General features: G+C 51.4%; 27 protein-coding genes. 6 read left to right on the top strand and 21 right to left on the bottom strand.

Going from position 1 to position 15,908, the window contains the following annotated elements:
- Positions 1-34: 34 nt before the first annotated feature.
- Positions 35-1,039 carry a tRNA dihydrouridine(20/20a) synthase DusA gene (gene dusA / locus Q4491_RS17940; protein ID WP_303459570.1) on the bottom strand — a complete coding sequence of 335 codons (1,005 nt, stop codon included), beginning with the start codon at positions 1,037-1,039 and terminating at the stop codon, positions 35-37.
- Positions 1,040-1,145: 106 nt separating this feature from the next.
- Here dusA and Q4491_RS17935 point away from each other — a divergent pair, with 106 nt between their 5' ends.
- Complete coding sequence (locus tag Q4491_RS17935) at positions 1,146-2,210, top strand: site-specific integrase (protein WP_303459567.1); 1,065 nt, start codon at positions 1,146-1,148, stop codon at positions 2,208-2,210.
- A gap of 96 nt (positions 2,211-2,306) precedes the next feature.
- On the opposite strand, the gene Q4491_RS17930 is transcribed toward Q4491_RS17935, so the two are convergent.
- Positions 2,307-2,585, bottom strand: coding sequence for a damage-inducible protein J (locus Q4491_RS17930; protein WP_303459564.1), 279 nt, complete (start codon positions 2,583-2,585; stop codon positions 2,307-2,309).
- Positions 2,586-2,867: 282 nt separating this feature from the next.
- Between Q4491_RS17930 and Q4491_RS17925 the strand changes: the two genes are divergently transcribed.
- Both Q4491_RS17925 and Q4491_RS17920 read left to right on the top strand, forming a co-directional pair.
- Positions 2,868-3,281, top strand: coding sequence for a hypothetical protein (locus Q4491_RS17925; protein WP_303459561.1), 414 nt, complete (start codon positions 2,868-2,870; stop codon positions 3,279-3,281).
- A gap of 3 nt (positions 3,282-3,284) precedes the next feature.
- Positions 3,285-3,581 (top strand): type II toxin-antitoxin system RelE/ParE family toxin, encoded by a 297-nt coding sequence (locus Q4491_RS17920; RefSeq protein ID WP_303459559.1) that lies wholly within the window; start codon positions 3,285-3,287, stop codon positions 3,579-3,581.
- Positions 3,582-3,898: 317 nt separating this feature from the next.
- Here the strand turns inward: Q4491_RS17920 and Q4491_RS17915 are convergent, their stop codons facing one another.
- The 18 genes from Q4491_RS17915 to Q4491_RS17830 all read right to left on the bottom strand — a co-directional run bounded on the left by Q4491_RS17915 (position 3,899) and on the right by Q4491_RS17830 (position 13,180).
- Entirely contained in the window at positions 3,899-4,315 is a 417-nt protein-coding gene (locus tag Q4491_RS17915) for a hypothetical protein (protein WP_303459556.1), read from the bottom strand.
- 9 nt (positions 4,316-4,324) lie between these two features.
- Positions 4,325-4,720, bottom strand: a complete 396-nt coding sequence (locus Q4491_RS17910; protein ID WP_303459554.1) for a structural protein — start codon at positions 4,718-4,720, stop codon at positions 4,325-4,327.
- Complete coding sequence (locus Q4491_RS17905; RefSeq protein ID WP_303459551.1) at positions 4,707-5,054, bottom strand: hypothetical protein; 348 nt, start codon at positions 5,052-5,054, stop codon at positions 4,707-4,709. Before Q4491_RS17905 ends, Q4491_RS17910 begins: the two co-directional genes overlap by 14 nt.
- A complete protein-coding gene (locus Q4491_RS17900) occupies positions 5,051-5,548 on the bottom strand; it encodes a hypothetical protein (RefSeq protein WP_303459549.1) in 498 nt (165 codons plus the stop codon). Before Q4491_RS17900 ends, Q4491_RS17905 begins: the two co-directional genes overlap by 4 nt.
- Positions 5,541-6,362 (bottom strand): hypothetical protein, encoded by an 822-nt coding sequence (locus tag Q4491_RS17895; RefSeq protein WP_303459546.1) that lies wholly within the window; start codon positions 6,360-6,362, stop codon positions 5,541-5,543. Before Q4491_RS17895 ends, Q4491_RS17900 begins: the two co-directional genes overlap by 8 nt.
- Positions 6,363-6,366: 4 nt before the next feature.
- Positions 6,367-6,825: a hypothetical protein gene (locus tag Q4491_RS17890; RefSeq protein WP_161442356.1), complete on the bottom strand. Its 459-nt coding sequence runs from the start codon at positions 6,823-6,825 to the stop codon at positions 6,367-6,369.
- A gap of 1 nt (position 6,826) precedes the next feature.
- Positions 6,827-7,096, bottom strand: a complete 270-nt coding sequence (locus tag Q4491_RS17885) for a hypothetical protein (RefSeq protein WP_120513245.1) — start codon at positions 7,094-7,096, stop codon at positions 6,827-6,829.
- A complete protein-coding gene (locus Q4491_RS17880) occupies positions 7,093-7,275 on the bottom strand; it encodes a hypothetical protein (RefSeq protein WP_027253759.1) in 183 nt (60 codons plus the stop codon). The genes Q4491_RS17885 and Q4491_RS17880 overlap by 4 nt, the downstream gene beginning before the upstream one ends.
- A 3-nt stretch (positions 7,276-7,278) precedes the next feature.
- Positions 7,279-7,545 (bottom strand): hypothetical protein, encoded by a 267-nt coding sequence (locus tag Q4491_RS17875; protein WP_161442358.1) that lies wholly within the window; start codon positions 7,543-7,545, stop codon positions 7,279-7,281.
- 9 nt (positions 7,546-7,554) lie between these two features.
- Positions 7,555-8,454: a major capsid protein P2 gene (locus Q4491_RS17870; protein WP_303459539.1), complete on the bottom strand. Its 900-nt coding sequence runs from the start codon at positions 8,452-8,454 to the stop codon at positions 7,555-7,557.
- Between the two features lie 2 nt (positions 8,455-8,456).
- Entirely contained in the window at positions 8,457-8,582 is a 126-nt protein-coding gene (locus Q4491_RS17865; RefSeq protein WP_255558100.1) for a hypothetical protein, read from the bottom strand.
- Between the two features lie 126 nt (positions 8,583-8,708).
- Positions 8,709-9,491: a hypothetical protein gene (locus tag Q4491_RS17860; protein ID WP_303459536.1), complete on the bottom strand. Its 783-nt coding sequence runs from the start codon at positions 9,489-9,491 to the stop codon at positions 8,709-8,711.
- Entirely contained in the window at positions 9,454-9,966 is a 513-nt protein-coding gene (locus Q4491_RS17855) for a hypothetical protein (protein WP_192015891.1), read from the bottom strand. Before Q4491_RS17855 ends, Q4491_RS17860 begins: the two co-directional genes overlap by 38 nt.
- Positions 9,932-10,450: a hypothetical protein gene (locus tag Q4491_RS17850; RefSeq protein ID WP_303459531.1), complete on the bottom strand. Its 519-nt coding sequence runs from the start codon at positions 10,448-10,450 to the stop codon at positions 9,932-9,934. Before Q4491_RS17850 ends, Q4491_RS17855 begins: the two co-directional genes overlap by 35 nt.
- Positions 10,443-10,751: a hypothetical protein gene (locus tag Q4491_RS17845; protein WP_303459529.1), complete on the bottom strand. Its 309-nt coding sequence runs from the start codon at positions 10,749-10,751 to the stop codon at positions 10,443-10,445. The genes Q4491_RS17850 and Q4491_RS17845 overlap by 8 nt, the downstream gene beginning before the upstream one ends.
- A 4-nt stretch (positions 10,752-10,755) precedes the next feature.
- The gene (locus Q4491_RS17840; RefSeq protein WP_303459526.1) at positions 10,756-12,531 is read right to left on the bottom strand and encodes a replication endonuclease; all 1,776 of its coding nucleotides are present in this window, start codon (positions 12,529-12,531) and stop codon (positions 10,756-10,758) included.
- A complete protein-coding gene (locus Q4491_RS17835; protein ID WP_303459524.1) occupies positions 12,531-12,719 on the bottom strand; it encodes a hypothetical protein in 189 nt (62 codons plus the stop codon). Before Q4491_RS17835 ends, Q4491_RS17840 begins: the two co-directional genes overlap by 1 nt.
- Positions 12,720-12,925: 206 nt before the next feature.
- Positions 12,926-13,180, bottom strand: a complete 255-nt coding sequence (locus tag Q4491_RS17830) for a pyocin activator PrtN family protein (RefSeq protein WP_218386882.1) — start codon at positions 13,178-13,180, stop codon at positions 12,926-12,928.
- A 134-nt stretch (positions 13,181-13,314) separates the two neighbouring features.
- On the opposite strand from Q4491_RS17830, the gene Q4491_RS17825 reads away from it, so the two are divergent.
- The 3 genes from Q4491_RS17825 to Q4491_RS17815 all read left to right on the top strand — a co-directional run bounded on the left by Q4491_RS17825 (position 13,315) and on the right by Q4491_RS17815 (position 15,357).
- On the top strand, positions 13,315-13,923 hold the full coding sequence (locus Q4491_RS17825) for a S24 family peptidase (protein ID WP_303459517.1): 609 nt from the start codon (positions 13,315-13,317) through the stop codon (positions 13,921-13,923).
- A gap of 2 nt (positions 13,924-13,925) precedes the next feature.
- The gene (locus tag Q4491_RS17820) at positions 13,926-14,306 is read left to right on the top strand and encodes a hypothetical protein (protein ID WP_303459514.1); all 381 of its coding nucleotides are present in this window, start codon (positions 13,926-13,928) and stop codon (positions 14,304-14,306) included.
- A gap of 673 nt (positions 14,307-14,979) precedes the next feature.
- Entirely contained in the window at positions 14,980-15,357 is a 378-nt protein-coding gene (locus Q4491_RS17815) for a hypothetical protein (protein WP_237796217.1), read from the top strand.
- A gap of 88 nt (positions 15,358-15,445) precedes the next feature.
- On the opposite strand, the gene Q4491_RS17810 is transcribed toward Q4491_RS17815, so the two are convergent.
- Positions 15,446-15,850 carry a DUF3597 domain-containing protein gene (locus Q4491_RS17810; protein WP_237796218.1) on the bottom strand — a complete coding sequence of 135 codons (405 nt, stop codon included), beginning with the start codon at positions 15,848-15,850 and terminating at the stop codon, positions 15,446-15,448.
- Between the last annotated feature and the right edge of the window lie 58 nt (positions 15,851-15,908).

Raw genomic sequence — 15,908 nt, 5'->3', positions numbered from 1 at the left:
CGAGTGGTTAAACTCACTATATCTTGCAGGCTAATCACACATCCAGATGGGCGGGAATCTTATCCAGCGCTTGCTGAACCACTTCTATGCCCGAACCCGGCTTGTGGGCATTTTCGCTGATGTGCCGGCGCCACTGGCGTGCGCCCGGCATATTCTGGAACAACCCCAGCATATGCCGGGTAATGTGACCCAGATACGAACCGTTCGCCAGCTGACGCTCAATATATGGATACATAGCTTCAACCACCTCGCGGCGTTTTTTGACAGGACGCGCACTGCCGAATAACTGCTGATCCAGCTCCGCCAGCATATACGGATTCTGATACGCTTCGCGCCCGACCATCACCCCATCAAGGTGGGTCAGGTGTGCTTCGATCTCGGCCAGCGTTTTCACCCCGCCGTTAATCGCCATGGTCAGGTGCGGAAAATCTTTCTTCAGCTGGTAGACACGCGGGTAATCCAGCGGCGGAATTTCACGGTTTTCTTTCGGGCTCAGGCCGCTCAGCCAGGCTTTACGGGCATGAATGGTGAAATTATCGCAGCCGCCTTTTTCAGACACAGTACCAACGAAATCTGCCAGGAACTGATAGGAATCCTGCTCATCGATACCAATCCGGGTTTTCACCGTTACGGGAATATCCACCACTTCACGCATGGCCGACACGCACAAAGCTACCAGATCCGCCTCGCCCATCAGGCACGCACCAAAACGGCCGTTCTGCACACGATCCGACGGACATCCGACATTCAGGTTCACTTCATCGTACCCGCGCTCCTGCGCCAGCTTGGCACAATGCGCCAGATCCGCCGGATTCGAACCGCCCAGCTGCAACGCCACCGGATGCTCTTCCTCGTTAAAGCTCAGAAAATCACCCTTACCATGAATGATTGCCCCGGTCGTCACCATCTCGGTGTACAGCAAGGCGTGCTGCGACAACAGACGATGGAAATAACGGCAGTGACGATCCGTCCAATCCAACATGGGTGCGACGGAGAAACGGCAAGTCGGGTACTGAGTAGGGTTTTCAGGTTTAATCATGGCTCACTTAGGATCTGAATACTGTATATATATACATGAGTTTGCTAACCTCTCGCCCCGAATCTTCAATTCGTACGTATATGGTACGTATAAAAAGAGTAGGACAATGGCATCATTCAGCATTAGAAAACGTACGCTGAAAAGCGGTGAAAGCCGCTATACAGTTGAACTCATCGTCAAAAAGGATTCGCAGATTATACACAGAGAGTCCAAAACATTCAGGAAAAAAGAACTCGCCCGAACCTACGCCCGCAAGCGTTTGAACGAACTGGAAAACCCCATGTTCTCCGGTTTGAAGACCGTTTTGTTGTCGGCTCTGCTGGATATGTACATAGGTGATAGGGACTTATGGGACAGAACGGGCCGGACGAAACAATACGTACTTCGGATGCTCCGGGACTGTGATATCTCATTAGTAGAGAGTAACAAACTAAAAACCAGTGATCTGATTCAACACTGCCGACACAGGAAAGCCGCCGGAGCACAGCCCGCAACGATTTATCACGATATAGCTTATCTGCGCTCAGTGATGAAGAAAGCAGGCCCGGTATTCAATGTTGAAGCCAACCATGCCATTTTTGAGGAAGCTGTACCCGTACTTATTGATATGGGTTTAGTGGGTAAAAGTCAGAAACGTACCCGACGGCCAACCGGAGAAGAACTGGAGCTTTTGAAAGAGGGGCTGCTTGCCCGCCAGTCCTACCGCAGCAACGGAAAAACCCGGATACCATTTGTCGATATTCTGGATTTCAGCATTCTGACCTGTATGCGCATCGGGGAAGTTTGCCGTCTGCGCTGGGAAGACCTCAACGAACCACACAAAACGATTCTTGTCCGGGATCGCAAAGACCCACGTAAGAAAGAAGGTAATCACATGATTGTGCCACTGCTGGGCGAGTCCTTTGAGATCGCCATGCGGCAAGAAAGAAGTAATGAGCTGATATTCCCTTACAACCCGCGAAGCGTCACAGCAGGTTTTCAGCGCGTCAGAAACAGCTTAGGGATTGAGGACTTGCGTTATCACGACTTACGCCGGGAAGGTGCAAGCCGCTTGTTTGAGCGGGGTTACAGCATTGAAGATGTGGCACAGGTGACGGGACACCGAAACCTGAACATTCTTTGGCAGGTGTATACGCAGTTGCATCCGCATAAATTGCATGAATCCTACTAGTTTCAGCTGCATCTGCTTAAAAGAATTAATAAAAGCTCCCATTAAGGGAGCCTTTATACTAAAAAAAACCTAAGATAACTTATATATTTCAACGCTTTAGCGACCTGATTTTATTTTTGCTTTCATTTCGGCCATAATTCGTTCAGCTTCTTTACTGGAAACAAATTCAGCCTCTCCGGACTCAAAACGCTTATAAGCTTTATCAATTTCAGAATTAAGCCAATCTTCATGGGCTTCTTTAGCTCTTTGTTCATTGGCCAGAGCTTCTGTCAACTTGCGGCATTCATCACTTAAAGTCGTTTTTCGGCTTTCTGCAGCCTCTTGAGCTAACTTTTTAGTTTGCTCATCAACTCTAAACTGAATTCGAGCTTCCATCACTTACTCCTATCCTCGTTGTTCACACCCTCATGTTAGCACAGCTGTGATAACAAAATAAAATAATACGTCACACAAGTGTGACAACAGACATCTTGTCACATTAAAATAACTTATATTTCATCAACTTATGTAATCACGCTTTGTTCATGGAAATCCAATCGTCATGACAAACAAGAAAAACAAGAAAAACGAATAAGAAACAAATCATAAAAAACAGTTTCCCGATCTTGAAGATCAGGTGTTAGACTAATATCTAACGTGAAAAAAGAGGACAAAGATATGGCATTTGAAAGCCAACTAAAAGAAAGCAAAGCCTCAACCAGACGAGGTTCTAAGGCGTCAGTCACCATGACACATTCATATAAGCAATCAACAAAAAGTGAAGAAATGTCCATAAGAGTCTCAACACCTCTGATGGACAAAGCGAATATCAAACATGGTGACAAAGTCGACATCCTGCATGATCCGAACAGCAGACGATGGATGATCAGAGTAAACGAAGGGGATGGATTCAATGTTGGAGGGAAACCCGAATCTCCTACTGGCCTTATTCGATACACTCTAAAAGGTGGCCATGCAAAACTCTCAACGGATATTGCAAAAATGCCAATAAAAAGGGAGTGCATTGAGGAATCTCTAGAGATCAGCGATAAACAAATCATCTTCTCTTTGGATAATAATAGTGAGGAATAAACTATGCAGGATTATGAAGTTGAATGGGAAATGGATGCGCTACAAGATCGAGCTAACCATTACAAATATTTGCACGAGAACGCTTCAGAAAATGTAGCTGACAGTGTTGACAACAAAATACAAGAAGCTGCGAATAATCTAGCGATTTTACCATATAGTGGTAAAGCTGTGAGTGATGGGATGGAAGGGCGCACTCTCTATGTCACTGGGACTAGATACCTTATCTATTATGTAGTAAGCCAAAGCAGCAAAGCAATCAAGATCTTACGTATTTTCCATTCGAGACAGCGTCACCCCTGATTTGCTACCTCAATCGCTTAACGCCCCAAGGGTTTTCAGTCAGAAATCATTGGGACGTTAAGTTTTTTTGCTACTTAGCGAGAACATTTCCTCTTCACCGTCGCATTCTTCGCTTTCACCACTCGCCCACCTTTCGCGAAGCGGTAGCCTTTCTTCAGTGTGCCGTTACGTTTCAGTCCTGTCTTAGCCATGCTTTTTCCCCAGTTGTACGTTCGTTTCCAATATTGTTAGGCGCTTATCCTGCTTATACAGCACGATGAGCAGCGCGATCATGGTGGGTGGTAAACCCATTGCGGTCAGTTGTTGCAGTATCTCTATCAAGTTGGTTTCCCTCTGAATTTGTGTGAGAAGAATTCCAGCAGGTAGCGCACCATAGAGCGCATCCCCAGCACATCCACGACAATGGCCCCGACCACGTACCAGTAAGGCTCAGGAATGCTGCTGAGCGCCTGAAAACCTGCATCCACATACACCGCATAGTCAGGCCAGAAGCACAGCATCAGGGGCGTGAAGACAACCAGTAAGATAAATTCATCTTTCCAGCCCCGGCCCTTGATGCTCAGTTCGTCCAGAGTGGCGGCTTTCTCGTCCCCGTATTCCAGCCGTTTTAACCTGGCTGTGTGTTTGGCCTGCTCCAGTTCGTCTTTGCGTTTCAGGGCTTCAGCCTTGTTGCGGCTATGCTGCTGCCATGCCGTCACCCCGCCCGTGATCAGATTCAATAATGCACCGAGCATCCTTCCCCCTTATGCCGCCTGAATGCCCGCATTGAGCATCTTGGCGCTGTAAGGCTGCATACCGTTCTCATGGCGGATAATCAGGGGCACGATGTCCATGGTTTCCGCTTCTGACAGCGAGGTGTCCGGCGACACGCCCAGCGCCCCGGCGACGTGGTTCACATAGGCGCTGGTGTCATTCTCTACGGGCGGTGCCCAGCGGTTGATGATGCCGCGCACTGTGGTCAGGCCGTGCAGGTTGCGATAGGTCTTCAGCGTCCGCGCCAGCGCACGGATGCCGTTTTCCGGTCTGTCGAAAATGACAAAGCGGCCATCGTTACCGACGCGGCCACGCCATGCGGTGCCGTTGTCTTCGATATTGCCCGGATTGTTGTTGCGGATGCCCCGCGGCTTATACATCGTCATTGCTGCTAACCCCATTACCATCAGACTCAGTATCAATAAGATTTTGTTGCTGCTCATTGCGTGCCGCTTCCTCTGCTGCGTGTTGTTCGGCCATGGCCGTGACATAGCGTGTGTGCTCGTCAATCAGCCACCCATAGGCGGCGTTAAACACTGTGCTGTCGATAACCTGATTCGGGCGGTTATCCGTGTATTCGATATGGCCCAGCCCGGTCAGGGTGTTGAAATCAACCGCCCATTCACCCTGTCGCATGGCATAGCCGCCGATGTGTCCCAAGAAGGCCGGCACACCATCAATGACGATGAGCTGATCTTGTGTGACTGCTGTAATTCTCATAACTTCATAATCCAAATAACGGCCACCGACTTTTGACGCACATCGACGTGACCATGGTTGTGTGATTGCCCGCTGCCCGGCGTGCTGACATAGGTGCTGGCGTTATGCAGCCGTAAGCCCAGTGTCCGCGGTGAAGAGCGCCCCGTCTCGGCGTACGCACTCCAGCCATTGTTAGGCACAGAGCGATTCGCCACCCCCGCGTTACTAATGCTGGAGATTTGAAAGTTACTGGTGCGCTGATAGGTCATGGACGAGCTGGGAAGCTGATTAGATGACAGGGTGTGATTCCCTGTCGCCCGGCTGTCTGTCCCGAATGCCTGATTCGGGCTGTACGCCCGGCCCGCACCGACCATCGCCCGGTCGCACAAGTCCGGTGTGCCGTTCTGGCCGTCACAGAGCACCCAACCCAGCGGGATAGATTCAAGGGTGCCGTTATGGATCTTGATATCACCGCTTTTCCAGCTTCCGCCGCCGCCACCGTGTAATCTAGCCATGGCGCACCTCTGCCAGTGTCCGAACCGTGGCCCCTTCCAGCGCATAGCCATACACCGCCGCCCCGGTATCCAGCGTCATGGATTCCCCAGCGGCAATGTAAATGCCCGTCAGGTTATCCACGCCCTCACCCCCGACGAACAGGGCTTTGTCTGTCTGTACCAGTACCGACTGGCGCTGACTGTCGGCGGCGAGAAGTTGCGTGGTGGTTGCCTGCTCTAATGGGATCACCGCACTGGCGAGCGCATCACTACGCGCCACCGCAACCAGACCACTGACCTCCTGCACCTGCGGTTGATTGGTGATCTCAACTTGACCTTGGATACTCTGCACCGCGGGCAGGTTGGTGATCGCCATTTCCCCGCTCACTGCCTGCACCTCGGGCAAATTGCCTACGGTGATCTTTCCGCTCACAGGCTGCACCGCGGGCCAGTTGGCAATCGACACAGGCGTATCAAACGCAACGGGCACTGTCTGCTGAATGGCATCAATGGTCACGGGTTCACGGATGCTGTGCACCTCCACCGCGCCACTGATAGCCACCGCGTCAGACTGGGTGTTGACCGGAATATCGGTGAGCTGATATTTCAGCGTGACCGCTGTGCTGTGATGGTTGTACAGCTCGATGGTCTCAAAGCCGCCCAGCGGCACCACGTCATTTTTCTTCAGCTCCGTGCCAAGCTCCCGGTTCTGGGTTTTTGCCAGCAAGGTGACGGTATGGGAGCAGTCACGGATTAACAGGTACTGACTGACAGCCGAGATAATTTTCTCTCCGGCCTGTAGCTGTACTTCGATGATTTTCTGTGTCTGATACATCCCGCTACCTCTTAAGAACCACAACCAGCAGCACCAAGCCGATGACCGCCGCAAAGGCCATCATGACCTGAGTGTTCTGTCGTCCTATGTCACTGGCCCCGCCTGTGTTGGCGCTGGCATTGATGCTGTTCGCCAACTGCATGGACTGCGAGGCCAGATTGCTCTGGTTGGAGGCCATGCCACCAAGGGAACTCAGCGCCCCGTTGAAGGTTTCCAGTCCAAAACTAAACGCATCCGTCAAGGCGCTGTTATTCGACGCTAACGCATTCGAGCCAAGGGTCATGGCATCACTGGCCATTTCCCCCGCGGCCTCCATGGCACCGTGGTCAGTCATGGTGACGCTGCCATCAATGCCACTGAACATCATGCCGTTGTTCGCACCGCTGACGCCCATGCTGTTGGAGGTGTTAACGCTGTTGTTGATGTTGCTGTTCGCACTCTTTTTCGTACTGAATAAGCCCATATCAGCGCCCCCTCAGGTAGAAAAACAGCAGCACCATGGCCGCGATTGCCACCACGATTAGGGTGTAATTCGGGGTTTTCGCCCCGAAGGTCACGCCCCCCGCCTCGAAGTTCATTTCGACCGGGCCGTTGGTGGTGGTCATTGGCCCGCTGTCACTCACTGACTCCAGCGCACCAAGTGCCCCGGACATATCCATGCCGGGAAAGCCCATACTGGCCCCGGCGGCGGTTCCGGCCAGACTGGCTAAACCGCCAGAAGATGATCCGCTCACAACGCCCCCTTCTTACGAAAATAGAGAAAGGCCAGCACCAGCACGATGACGCCTACGGCTATCACACCCGCACTCAGGTACTTAGTGCCATCTGCAGCGGTATAGCCGAGGGAGCCGCCCACAAGGGCGCCGCTGCCCCACAACACACCACCGCCGATTAATAGAGGTACTAAAGGCATTGATTACCTCCGCATTAACAAAACGATGACCAACAGCAGGACAACCGCCCCGCCGATGATCCAGCCATAATGGAAAGACTGGGGGTGCTGCTGGGTGACTGTCGCCGTGTTGCCCGTTTCGTTGGCGCTCGGGTCTTGGGTGCTGTTCGGTGTCGGCTTGCTGTCGAGGTAATCATTCCACCAACCGCCCGCAAACTCCGTCGTGTCTTCCCACGCCCCGCCCAGCATCTCACTACCTTTGTCCACCGCATCATTGAGCCAATCCAGCATGTTGCCCCCTTAGCCCTTGACCTGTGCCGCCGTGCGCTCAACGTCCAGGTATTCAGTAATCACGGTGACGCTGCCCGCGGGCTTTTTCGTCTTGAAGGTAAACAGCAGCTCTTTGGCACGGGCCGTCGGGAACATTTCATTGCGGATAAAGCCGCGCATCAGAAAATCCAGATGGAACATACCGTCCTGCCACATCAGATCGTTGCGGTTTGCCATGTAACGCTCACGCCAGGCGGTGGTCTCATAGGCCACGTTGTCATCGCGCTTGATTTCCAGCTCTTCAATCGCATCCGTCATGAAGTGCATGCGGCGAATGCTGCGCTTCATGTCGTTCGGCAGGGTGTTAAAGGTGTTGGTGCCCTGCGCGGGCATATCAATCTGCAAACGCTCCAGACGCGGCAGATACATACGCAATGCCTGCGGCTTGTTGGTCTCGGCAATGACTTCAAGAGTCGGGCTGTCCGGGTCGCCGTCCTGCTTGGCCGCAATATCAACCTGAATCTGTAGTGACTCACCCAGCATGGTAACCAGTGAGGTCAGTTGCTGGCCGTCTTTGAGCTTCAGAGACAGATCGGCAAAGGACACGATAAAGACCTGCTCACCCTGCGGGGCGAGCGACGCGGGCACATCCAGTTGTTTGTACTGCTCCAGCGTACGGAAGAAGGTTGCCGGAATACCGCTGATAAACGCGTTACTGTTCAGGCGGAACGTGATTTCCAGCCGTTCAAGCGGCAGGTTGGTGTTAAACATGAACGAGTCAAACGTCTGGCCTGTCGGGATCGTCAGCGTTGAACGACCGTTATAGGTCACACCGCTAAAGCTCGACAGTTTGAGCTGTTTCACCCCTTCGTATTTGTAATTCGCTAGGGCTTGCGCCTGCGCTTCTGGCGTTACTGCTACTACATTCATGATTAAAACCACCCATCGCCGTAAATTGTTTCTTTCAGCGTCTTCAGCGAAGACACGTTATTGATCACCGCAATGATCAGCAAAGTGACCACCACAGTGATCAGCATGACTTTGTGCTCTTTTTTCATAGCGTTCCTTTGTGTTGTTGGTTGAACCGTTTCGGTGCCGCTATGAAAACGACTTTTTGGCAGGTTGGAAATGAGGAGAAACCTATAGGTTAGGCGGGTAACCTATAGGTTTAAACGTGACGGGCATCACGCTGCTTTTTTGCTGTTTTTCCGGTAGCTCAGGGCCACTTTGCGGCCCGTCTGGCAGTTCAGTGCCCCTTTCTGATAGTTCCCCACGCCGTCCTCGACGTGGATGAAATCCGCGATCGGCTTGTTGATTTCCAGCTTGTTCACTTTGGCCGAGCGCAAGGCCGCAATGTCTGCCACCGGCACAGATTTCGCATCAGACAGGTACTTGGCATCGTTCATCGAATTGACCGCACACAGATACCATGTCGGTGACTGAGTGGTGATGGTTTTCGGCACTTCCTGCCCGCGCTGAAACACGGTCGTCACAATGCCGCCATACTGGCGGGCACCGCGCAGCAGCTCTCCGGTTTTCCCTTTCAGGGTGCCGGACGTGAGCGAGCAGGACGCCAGTTCTTCAATGCAGATTTCCAGCGGGGCTTTGCAGCCATCGAGCACCGACCACGCCGCGGCCGAGAAAAATTCCAGCTCCTCAAACACCAAGTCAGCCGGGATATAAGCAATTTTAAAGGCGCTGTTTCCCTGCCGGGCTTTGACCAGCGCTTTGAGGAAATCCACCTTCGAGTGGAAGCCTCTGACCTGCTGGCCCTGAAAGGGTTTCCCGGCGTAGTTTTCGTAAGGGTCAAAGAACACCGCCTGTGCCTTGGCGGTGATGAATTTTGCATGCTTGACCAGTGAGGTTTTACCGCTGCCGGTGCCGCCGATAATCACCCGGTGCAACGGGTCTAAGTGGGTATTGGAATTCTTAGGCCGCGGCAGGTTCAGGGTTGGCTTTTTCGCCATTGTCCACCTCCTGCTGTGCTTTCTCTTCTGCCAGTTGGGCGCGCTTCTCGGCCCGAAGCCCTTTCACCTGACGGGCCGTGACGCCACCCAGTCCAATGACCGCCACCAAGAACAGGATCTCTTCCTTGTATTGGCCGAGCCAGTTCAACCACGTCGCGCCGTGCTTTTGCATCAATGGCCCGGCCGCTTTTAATACCTTGGCCTTGGCTTTCTCGTCATATTCAAAGTCCAGACCGATAGCGAAGGTGATCGCCTGCTCTGACAGGACAAAACCCAAGTCCAGCAAATCAACCGCGGCTTCTGCCGCGTCTTCATCGTTGGCGGCGTCCTGCGCCACTTCATCCGGCTCTGGTACTTCCTGAGATTCAAGTTGCTGAATCGCTGCCCCCCAGTCCGCCCAGTCATCCGCCTGGGGCTGTTCTTCTACGAGGTCAAACGCCTCAATTTGCTGCAAGTTTTCCGCTGTTGCTGTCATCTTTTTTACCTTTACACAGACCAATTAAAATCATTACCAGTACAAATAACCCGACTAACCACGGATACAGGGTTTTCCACGCTATTTTCGGGACATCTTGCGCGGGGGCTTTCTCCGGTTCCGTTAACGCGGGTAACCCGTCCTCACTGGTTTGGGAAACGCTCAGGCTAACGCTTTGAACCGAATCCGGAACGGTTTCCTGAACGGGTTCACTAACAGGTTCCTGAACAGGTGTAACAGGCGCGTCACCCAGCGCCTGAACCGTATCTACCTTGTGCTTTTCAATGTGCTCATGCATTGACGTACTGTTTGTGCTGTTCCCGCAACGCGGGCAACGGTAATAGAGCTTGCCGATATTGCGCGGGTTCTTCGGTGGCTCGCCGGATTCCATCAGGCGGTGCTCCCCGGTCATGTGTACCGTGCAGACCTCGCCACACTCGGGCACCGTGCAGCGGATATAGCCGCGGGTCGGGTTCTTACTCATCCTCGCCCCCTTCCAGTTGTGCCAAGCGGGCTTGTACTTCAGCCCGATAACCGGCACGGGCTTTCGCGCTGATCCCGTCGAGCATTTCCAGCTTGTCAAAAAAGTCTGCAGGCAGGCCGATAGCCTCCAGACTCAGGGAGCCGCCGCTGAACATCACGGCAGAGACCTTTTTCACCAGCACTTTCATATCCAGCGCTTTGAGCTTTTCAATCTCGCCTTTCACCTCCACGGATAAGGCTTCTGCCGTATCAATGGCTTTCTCGGCATGGCGTAGCTGCTGGGCGGTCATGGTTTCAATCATCAAATTATCCTCGGGTCACAATTAAGCGGTTATTTGCCAGTTTGAGCTGACAATCTTTGTCTATTGGCACTTTGGCCCCGGCCAATATGGGTTTAATCAGGCACTGCACCCCGGCATGGCTCCATCCGGTCACCTGTTTTAAGTGCTCTCCGAGCATGGGGTTACAGTTATTTTCAGTGCTCCAAGGGGAGCCGCTCCGCGACTCTAACAGCGCCCCTAACTCCGACTTTTTCACTAATCGGTAGGTCTCGTTGCATGTCGAAATGAAAGTACTCACCCCTTCAGAAACCCAGTGAAAGCCGATAGCCTTTTTCACGCTCTCGCCGTACTGGTTCTGTTTTTCTTCATAAGCCAACTGCGCATCAGCGGCGAGCTGGCAAAACAGCGCCCACTTAGAGGAATCTGCCGCCTGTCGCAGCGCTTCGAGTTTGGGATCAATGCGGGTTTGTTCTTCGGTGGCCCGGCGCAGATGGCGCCACAGGGAAACAGGCTCACCGCCGAACTGCTGAAACTGGCGGATACGGTGAACCGAGGCCCACGCACGAACGCGAAAGGCGCTTTCTTCGGCTTCGGTGTCCGGCATGTGCTTGCCGTTGATGTTTTTCGAAACGTATTTCGCGATATAGGCCGTAGCGCCGCCCTTAGCCGGGTCGGCTTCCTTGACGTCAAAGCGCGGGGAAATGTCGTCTCCCAGCTCGGCTCTGTCTTCACTGGTCGCCACGCCGGAAATGATGTTAATCAGGGTGTCTTTATCTTTCGGATCGCAGAACAGAAAATAGTGGCCATGGCTGGTGCCGTCTTTGTGCGGCTCCGCCACGCGAAAACCGAAGTAGTGAATATCTTCTTTGGCAATCAGGGCACGGGCCTGCGCCCACTGCTGCATCAGATTGCTATGGCCTTCTTTCACCGTGGCACCGTTCCACTTGCTGGAATTGCGGTGGTACTTACTCGGCAATGTCCACGTCAGGAATAACGCGGTGTAACCTAAATCCTGCGCCAGCTCTTCAAAGCCGCGTGAACGTACCATCATTTCAATGCGGCGGTTTTCCGGGTTGGCCGTGGTGCGTTTGATCACTTCGGCAAGGTCGAAATGCTCCCCGGTGGCTTCGTTGTAAACCACTGTGCCCTGAATGAAGCGTTCCGCTTCACGCTGCTTGTTCTTCCAGTTCTGGAAAGACGGATAGGAAATATATTTGGACTGGTGCCCCTTGTCGCCGACGCGCTCAAGGGCAATCTGGGCGTACTCGATGTACTGCGCCCGAAGGTGTAACAGGCGGCGCTCAATCCACTCTTCAGACTGCATTTTCAGCACTGAAGCCGTGAGTTCTTGCTCGGCCCGTTCTTCTTCCATTTTGTCGCCCGGCATGACTGGCGGGTTAATGGAAATGGCGCGGATATTCTCAGCCAGCACAGAATAGATGTGCTTCATGGCTTCCAGAAAGCTGTCAAAAACCTGCGGGTCAATGTCTTTCATTGCCTGCATATTCTCATCAGCAACCAGACGGGCCAGCTTACGCACAGCCTCGTCTCGCATCAGAATGTTGTGGCTCAGACGCTCGGCGTTGACCTTGTTGCGACTGTCCACAAAAGAAAACTTGTTTTCAATGAAGGGGGCGACTTTCAAACCGAACTTCACCACCTCATCACTGAAGCGGTCAAGGTTGTCACGGGTAGCCCCGCCGCGCTGTTGGCGGCTGGCTATCTTGGTGCGGATATCCTGACGGACGACTTGCGGGAGACGTTTTAAGAAATGACGAGTAAAAACCGTACCGTGTTGCATTACTCATTGACCTCATAGCAGCCTGTTGGCGTGCATTTGTAGTTCATCGGGCGGGGTGTGTAGGTGCGCTTTCTTATCCCGTGCTTTTCCCGCAACTTACCCAGCAGGAACACAGCACGCTGGCGTTTCTCGGGATCAGGGCTGACCATGCCAGCCATGTCCGGGCAAGGGGCGTGAATCGGATGCATTCAAAGTTTTCCTCTACCAAGCTTCACAACCATTTCAGACTCGGCCCTCAGACACTCAATCACCAATTCATTAACTGGCATTCTGGTTACAAGGGCCAAAGGAAGAAACACAGATAATATTTGAACGTTGAAATCGTGCCGGTTTAGCCAAACAGTCAGCCAACGTTGCAAATTCACTTCAGATAGCTTTCTCATGCTCTGTCTTGTTAGCCGTGTACCGAACGCCATTCCGCTTGCGCTTCTGCGTATTTCTTGTCGATGTGGGCAGCCAAATCCTCAATTTTGATCATGGTCGGACAACGTTCTGAGTCACGCAACTTGAAGGTCGGTACAGGGAAGTCACAAGCCTTCGCTCTTTGTTCTGCTGTCTTCGGTGTGACACCAAAGAACTCTTGTGAGACCTGCTTCAGTTCGACAATTGGGCTTTCAAAACGGGCAAATAAAGCAAAACTAGTGTTCATAAATTCTCCATGTAGTAAACTTGGAGACATTTAGGGCAATCCAAACAACCTTAAACATCCCTCAATGACGACAAAGGGAATTATTGAGGATCAAAGAGAGCAAATCAACCCCATAAATACACCAGGAGACTGAAATGGGAACTTTTGAGGAACAACTTAAGGAACTGAAGAAGCTCACCAACACTGCCAAGAACGTAGATCTGGCAAGGGTTTTAGGTAAATCCCCAAAGACCATTTCTAACTGGAAGTACCGCGATCACATCCCTGAAGATATTTTCATAAAAGCGAGACAGGTATCACAAAATGGGGTAATTGCTCCGCCTAGAGGTTATGTACATTTGGATTTATATGAAGTTGAAGTTAGCGCCGGGCACGGTGCTTTGGTGGTGAGTGAAGAGAAGTCCAGTGACATCGTATTCAGTGAGTCATTCATCAACAACGAGATAGGCGTAAACGCGAACAACATTTTTTTGATGCCAGTCAAGGGCGACAGTATGTACCCTACGCTCAAAAATGGTTCTTTGGTGATGGTAAACCGTGTGGATCAGTATACAGGGGATGGGATCTACGTTTTCCGCTTTGATGGTCAGTTGATGGTTAAGCGTCTGCAATTTTCAAAGCACGGCCTGTCCGTCACTAGTGACAATGACAGTTACCAACCCTGGGAACTGAGCAAAGAAGAAGTCATGAGTAATGATTTTGAAGTGGTTGGTGAGGTAGTTTGGTCTGGACAAAGGATGTAACAATGGATAATGAAAAGAAAAACACTGATTTAGATTTAGTAGGTAACTCAAGTGATATATTTAAACTCGCAAATGAAATCGCTCAAGATCCAGAAAAGCTTGATGAATTAAAGCAATCATTAGAAAAGCAGAATCAACTTTTACCTGCTTTTGCTCTGGTACTTCATTTCATGCAAACCGATCACTTCCAAAAGTTTTCTAACAGATGGATGGAGGCACGGTTTAAAAAGCACTTACTTGATACTTGGCCCCGATACATTTTGGCTGGCGGTGCATTAGTCGCTGCAACTTGGCTGACTTACGAAGGTAAGATGGATTCAACTATGGGGGTTTTGTTTGGCTCTATTCTTGGCTATATGTTTGGCAAGAAAGACGGTCAGTAATTCAAGTACGCATTCGGTACGTATATTGCGCACGAGCCCAGAAATGACGCTAATTGTGCGCATTATCCAACATAGGCGCCACCGAAAAGCGGCATGAGGGGTGATCGCCAGCGAGGCCGCGATTTTCCTGAGTATTTTCAGTGTGTAGCGTCATTCTGAATTTCCTGTCACTTCAATTGAAATTGCCCGAATTCCGTTCACTGTACCCTCGCAGTCCCCTTCCAGAGCAGGACAATCTCGCCTCATTCATCGTCGAAAACGACATCGAAAGCGACAACAGGCGGTACAAAGCAACTATCTTCGTTAAAAAGCAGGGGCGTATTATACATGCAGAATACAAAATGATCAGGAAAAAGACTGTAGACATGCCCGCACTGACCATCGATAAGTACGTGGGTTACGCCATGCAGCAAAAAGAAGAAACGAGCTGAGATTTCAACATAACCCGCGTATCAGATCAGCTTAGGGATTGAAATCTTGCGTTACCGCGGCCAATGCTGGAGAGAGGCCAGCCGTCGGCTGTTGCAGCATTTCTATTTCGTCGGTTTCGTTTGTTTATAAACTTACGTGTGATTTCACACAATCGGTAGTGCCTTTTTCAAAATCCTTTCTATTGTTGTTATTGCATATGATGTGCACATAAACACAAACAACAACATCAAGGAAATTCAACATGGCTGGACAAATTACATTTTGGGAAGGAAATGGCGGCACTCAGGATCAAGTGGGTAATACGCTAAACGGCGGTCAAAACTATAATATCGACTGTAAAAGTGGTGATCATGGTTTTTCAAATGACGAAGCACGTTCCCTGAAACTTCAAAATATTCCAAGCGGCATTACCGTCATCAAGGTCTACGATAGCCCATCGGCGTCTGAAAGCGATGACTGGGCTCGTGTTACTGTAATGGGTCCGGTTGATGAGGCAATTGTTGGCACTTTCAACTCCGATGGAAGCTATGCTGACGGAAAGGTGAAATGCGACAGCACTTACATCAATGGCCTGGATGGTAAAATTTCGAAAATCATGATTGATTACATTGATATGTAATAACGGTTCAGCTTTTGTGCGTTTTATTTCGTTTCACCACAAGCCCCTACTCTCAGGGGCTTTTTGTCCACAGCAGTAACAGCAAATGTCACAGCAGTTCATCCGGCACTTTACCGCCGTTGTCGGCCAGTTTCTGCAGCACGGTTTTATGCAGCCACATATTCATTTGGGCGGAGTCGGCCATTTTGTCTGCGGGGCAGCCCAGTTCAGTCGCCAGTTCTTTGCGGGCCGACAGGCTGCTGTCGAGGCCCAGCAGTTTCAGCAAATCGACAATAGAGGTTTTCCAGTTCAGTGCTTCCGGATGGTCAGCCGCCATAGCTTCCAGTTTGGCAACCACATCCACAGTTTCCATGGCCGGAGCGGCTGGCTCAGCCGGAGACGCGGGTGCAGGCGTTTCATCGGGGGCAAATGTGACGTTGGAAGATGGCGTTGGTGTCTGGGGTGATTTTTTTCCAAAGCCAAGCTTGTTGAGAATATCGTTGAACAAACCCATTACGGCTCCTTAACCGGTGTTGGCCGGATTGCGAATGACAGGCAAAACAGAGCGGCAG

It is taken from the genome of Photobacterium sp. 2_MG-2023 (genome assembly GCF_030547675.1).
GTDB classification, from domain to species: domain Bacteria; phylum Pseudomonadota; class Gammaproteobacteria; order Enterobacterales; family Vibrionaceae; genus Photobacterium; species Photobacterium arenosum.
Note: the sequence above shows the minus strand (reverse complement) of the source record. Positions and strands in the feature narration are given on the sequence as shown.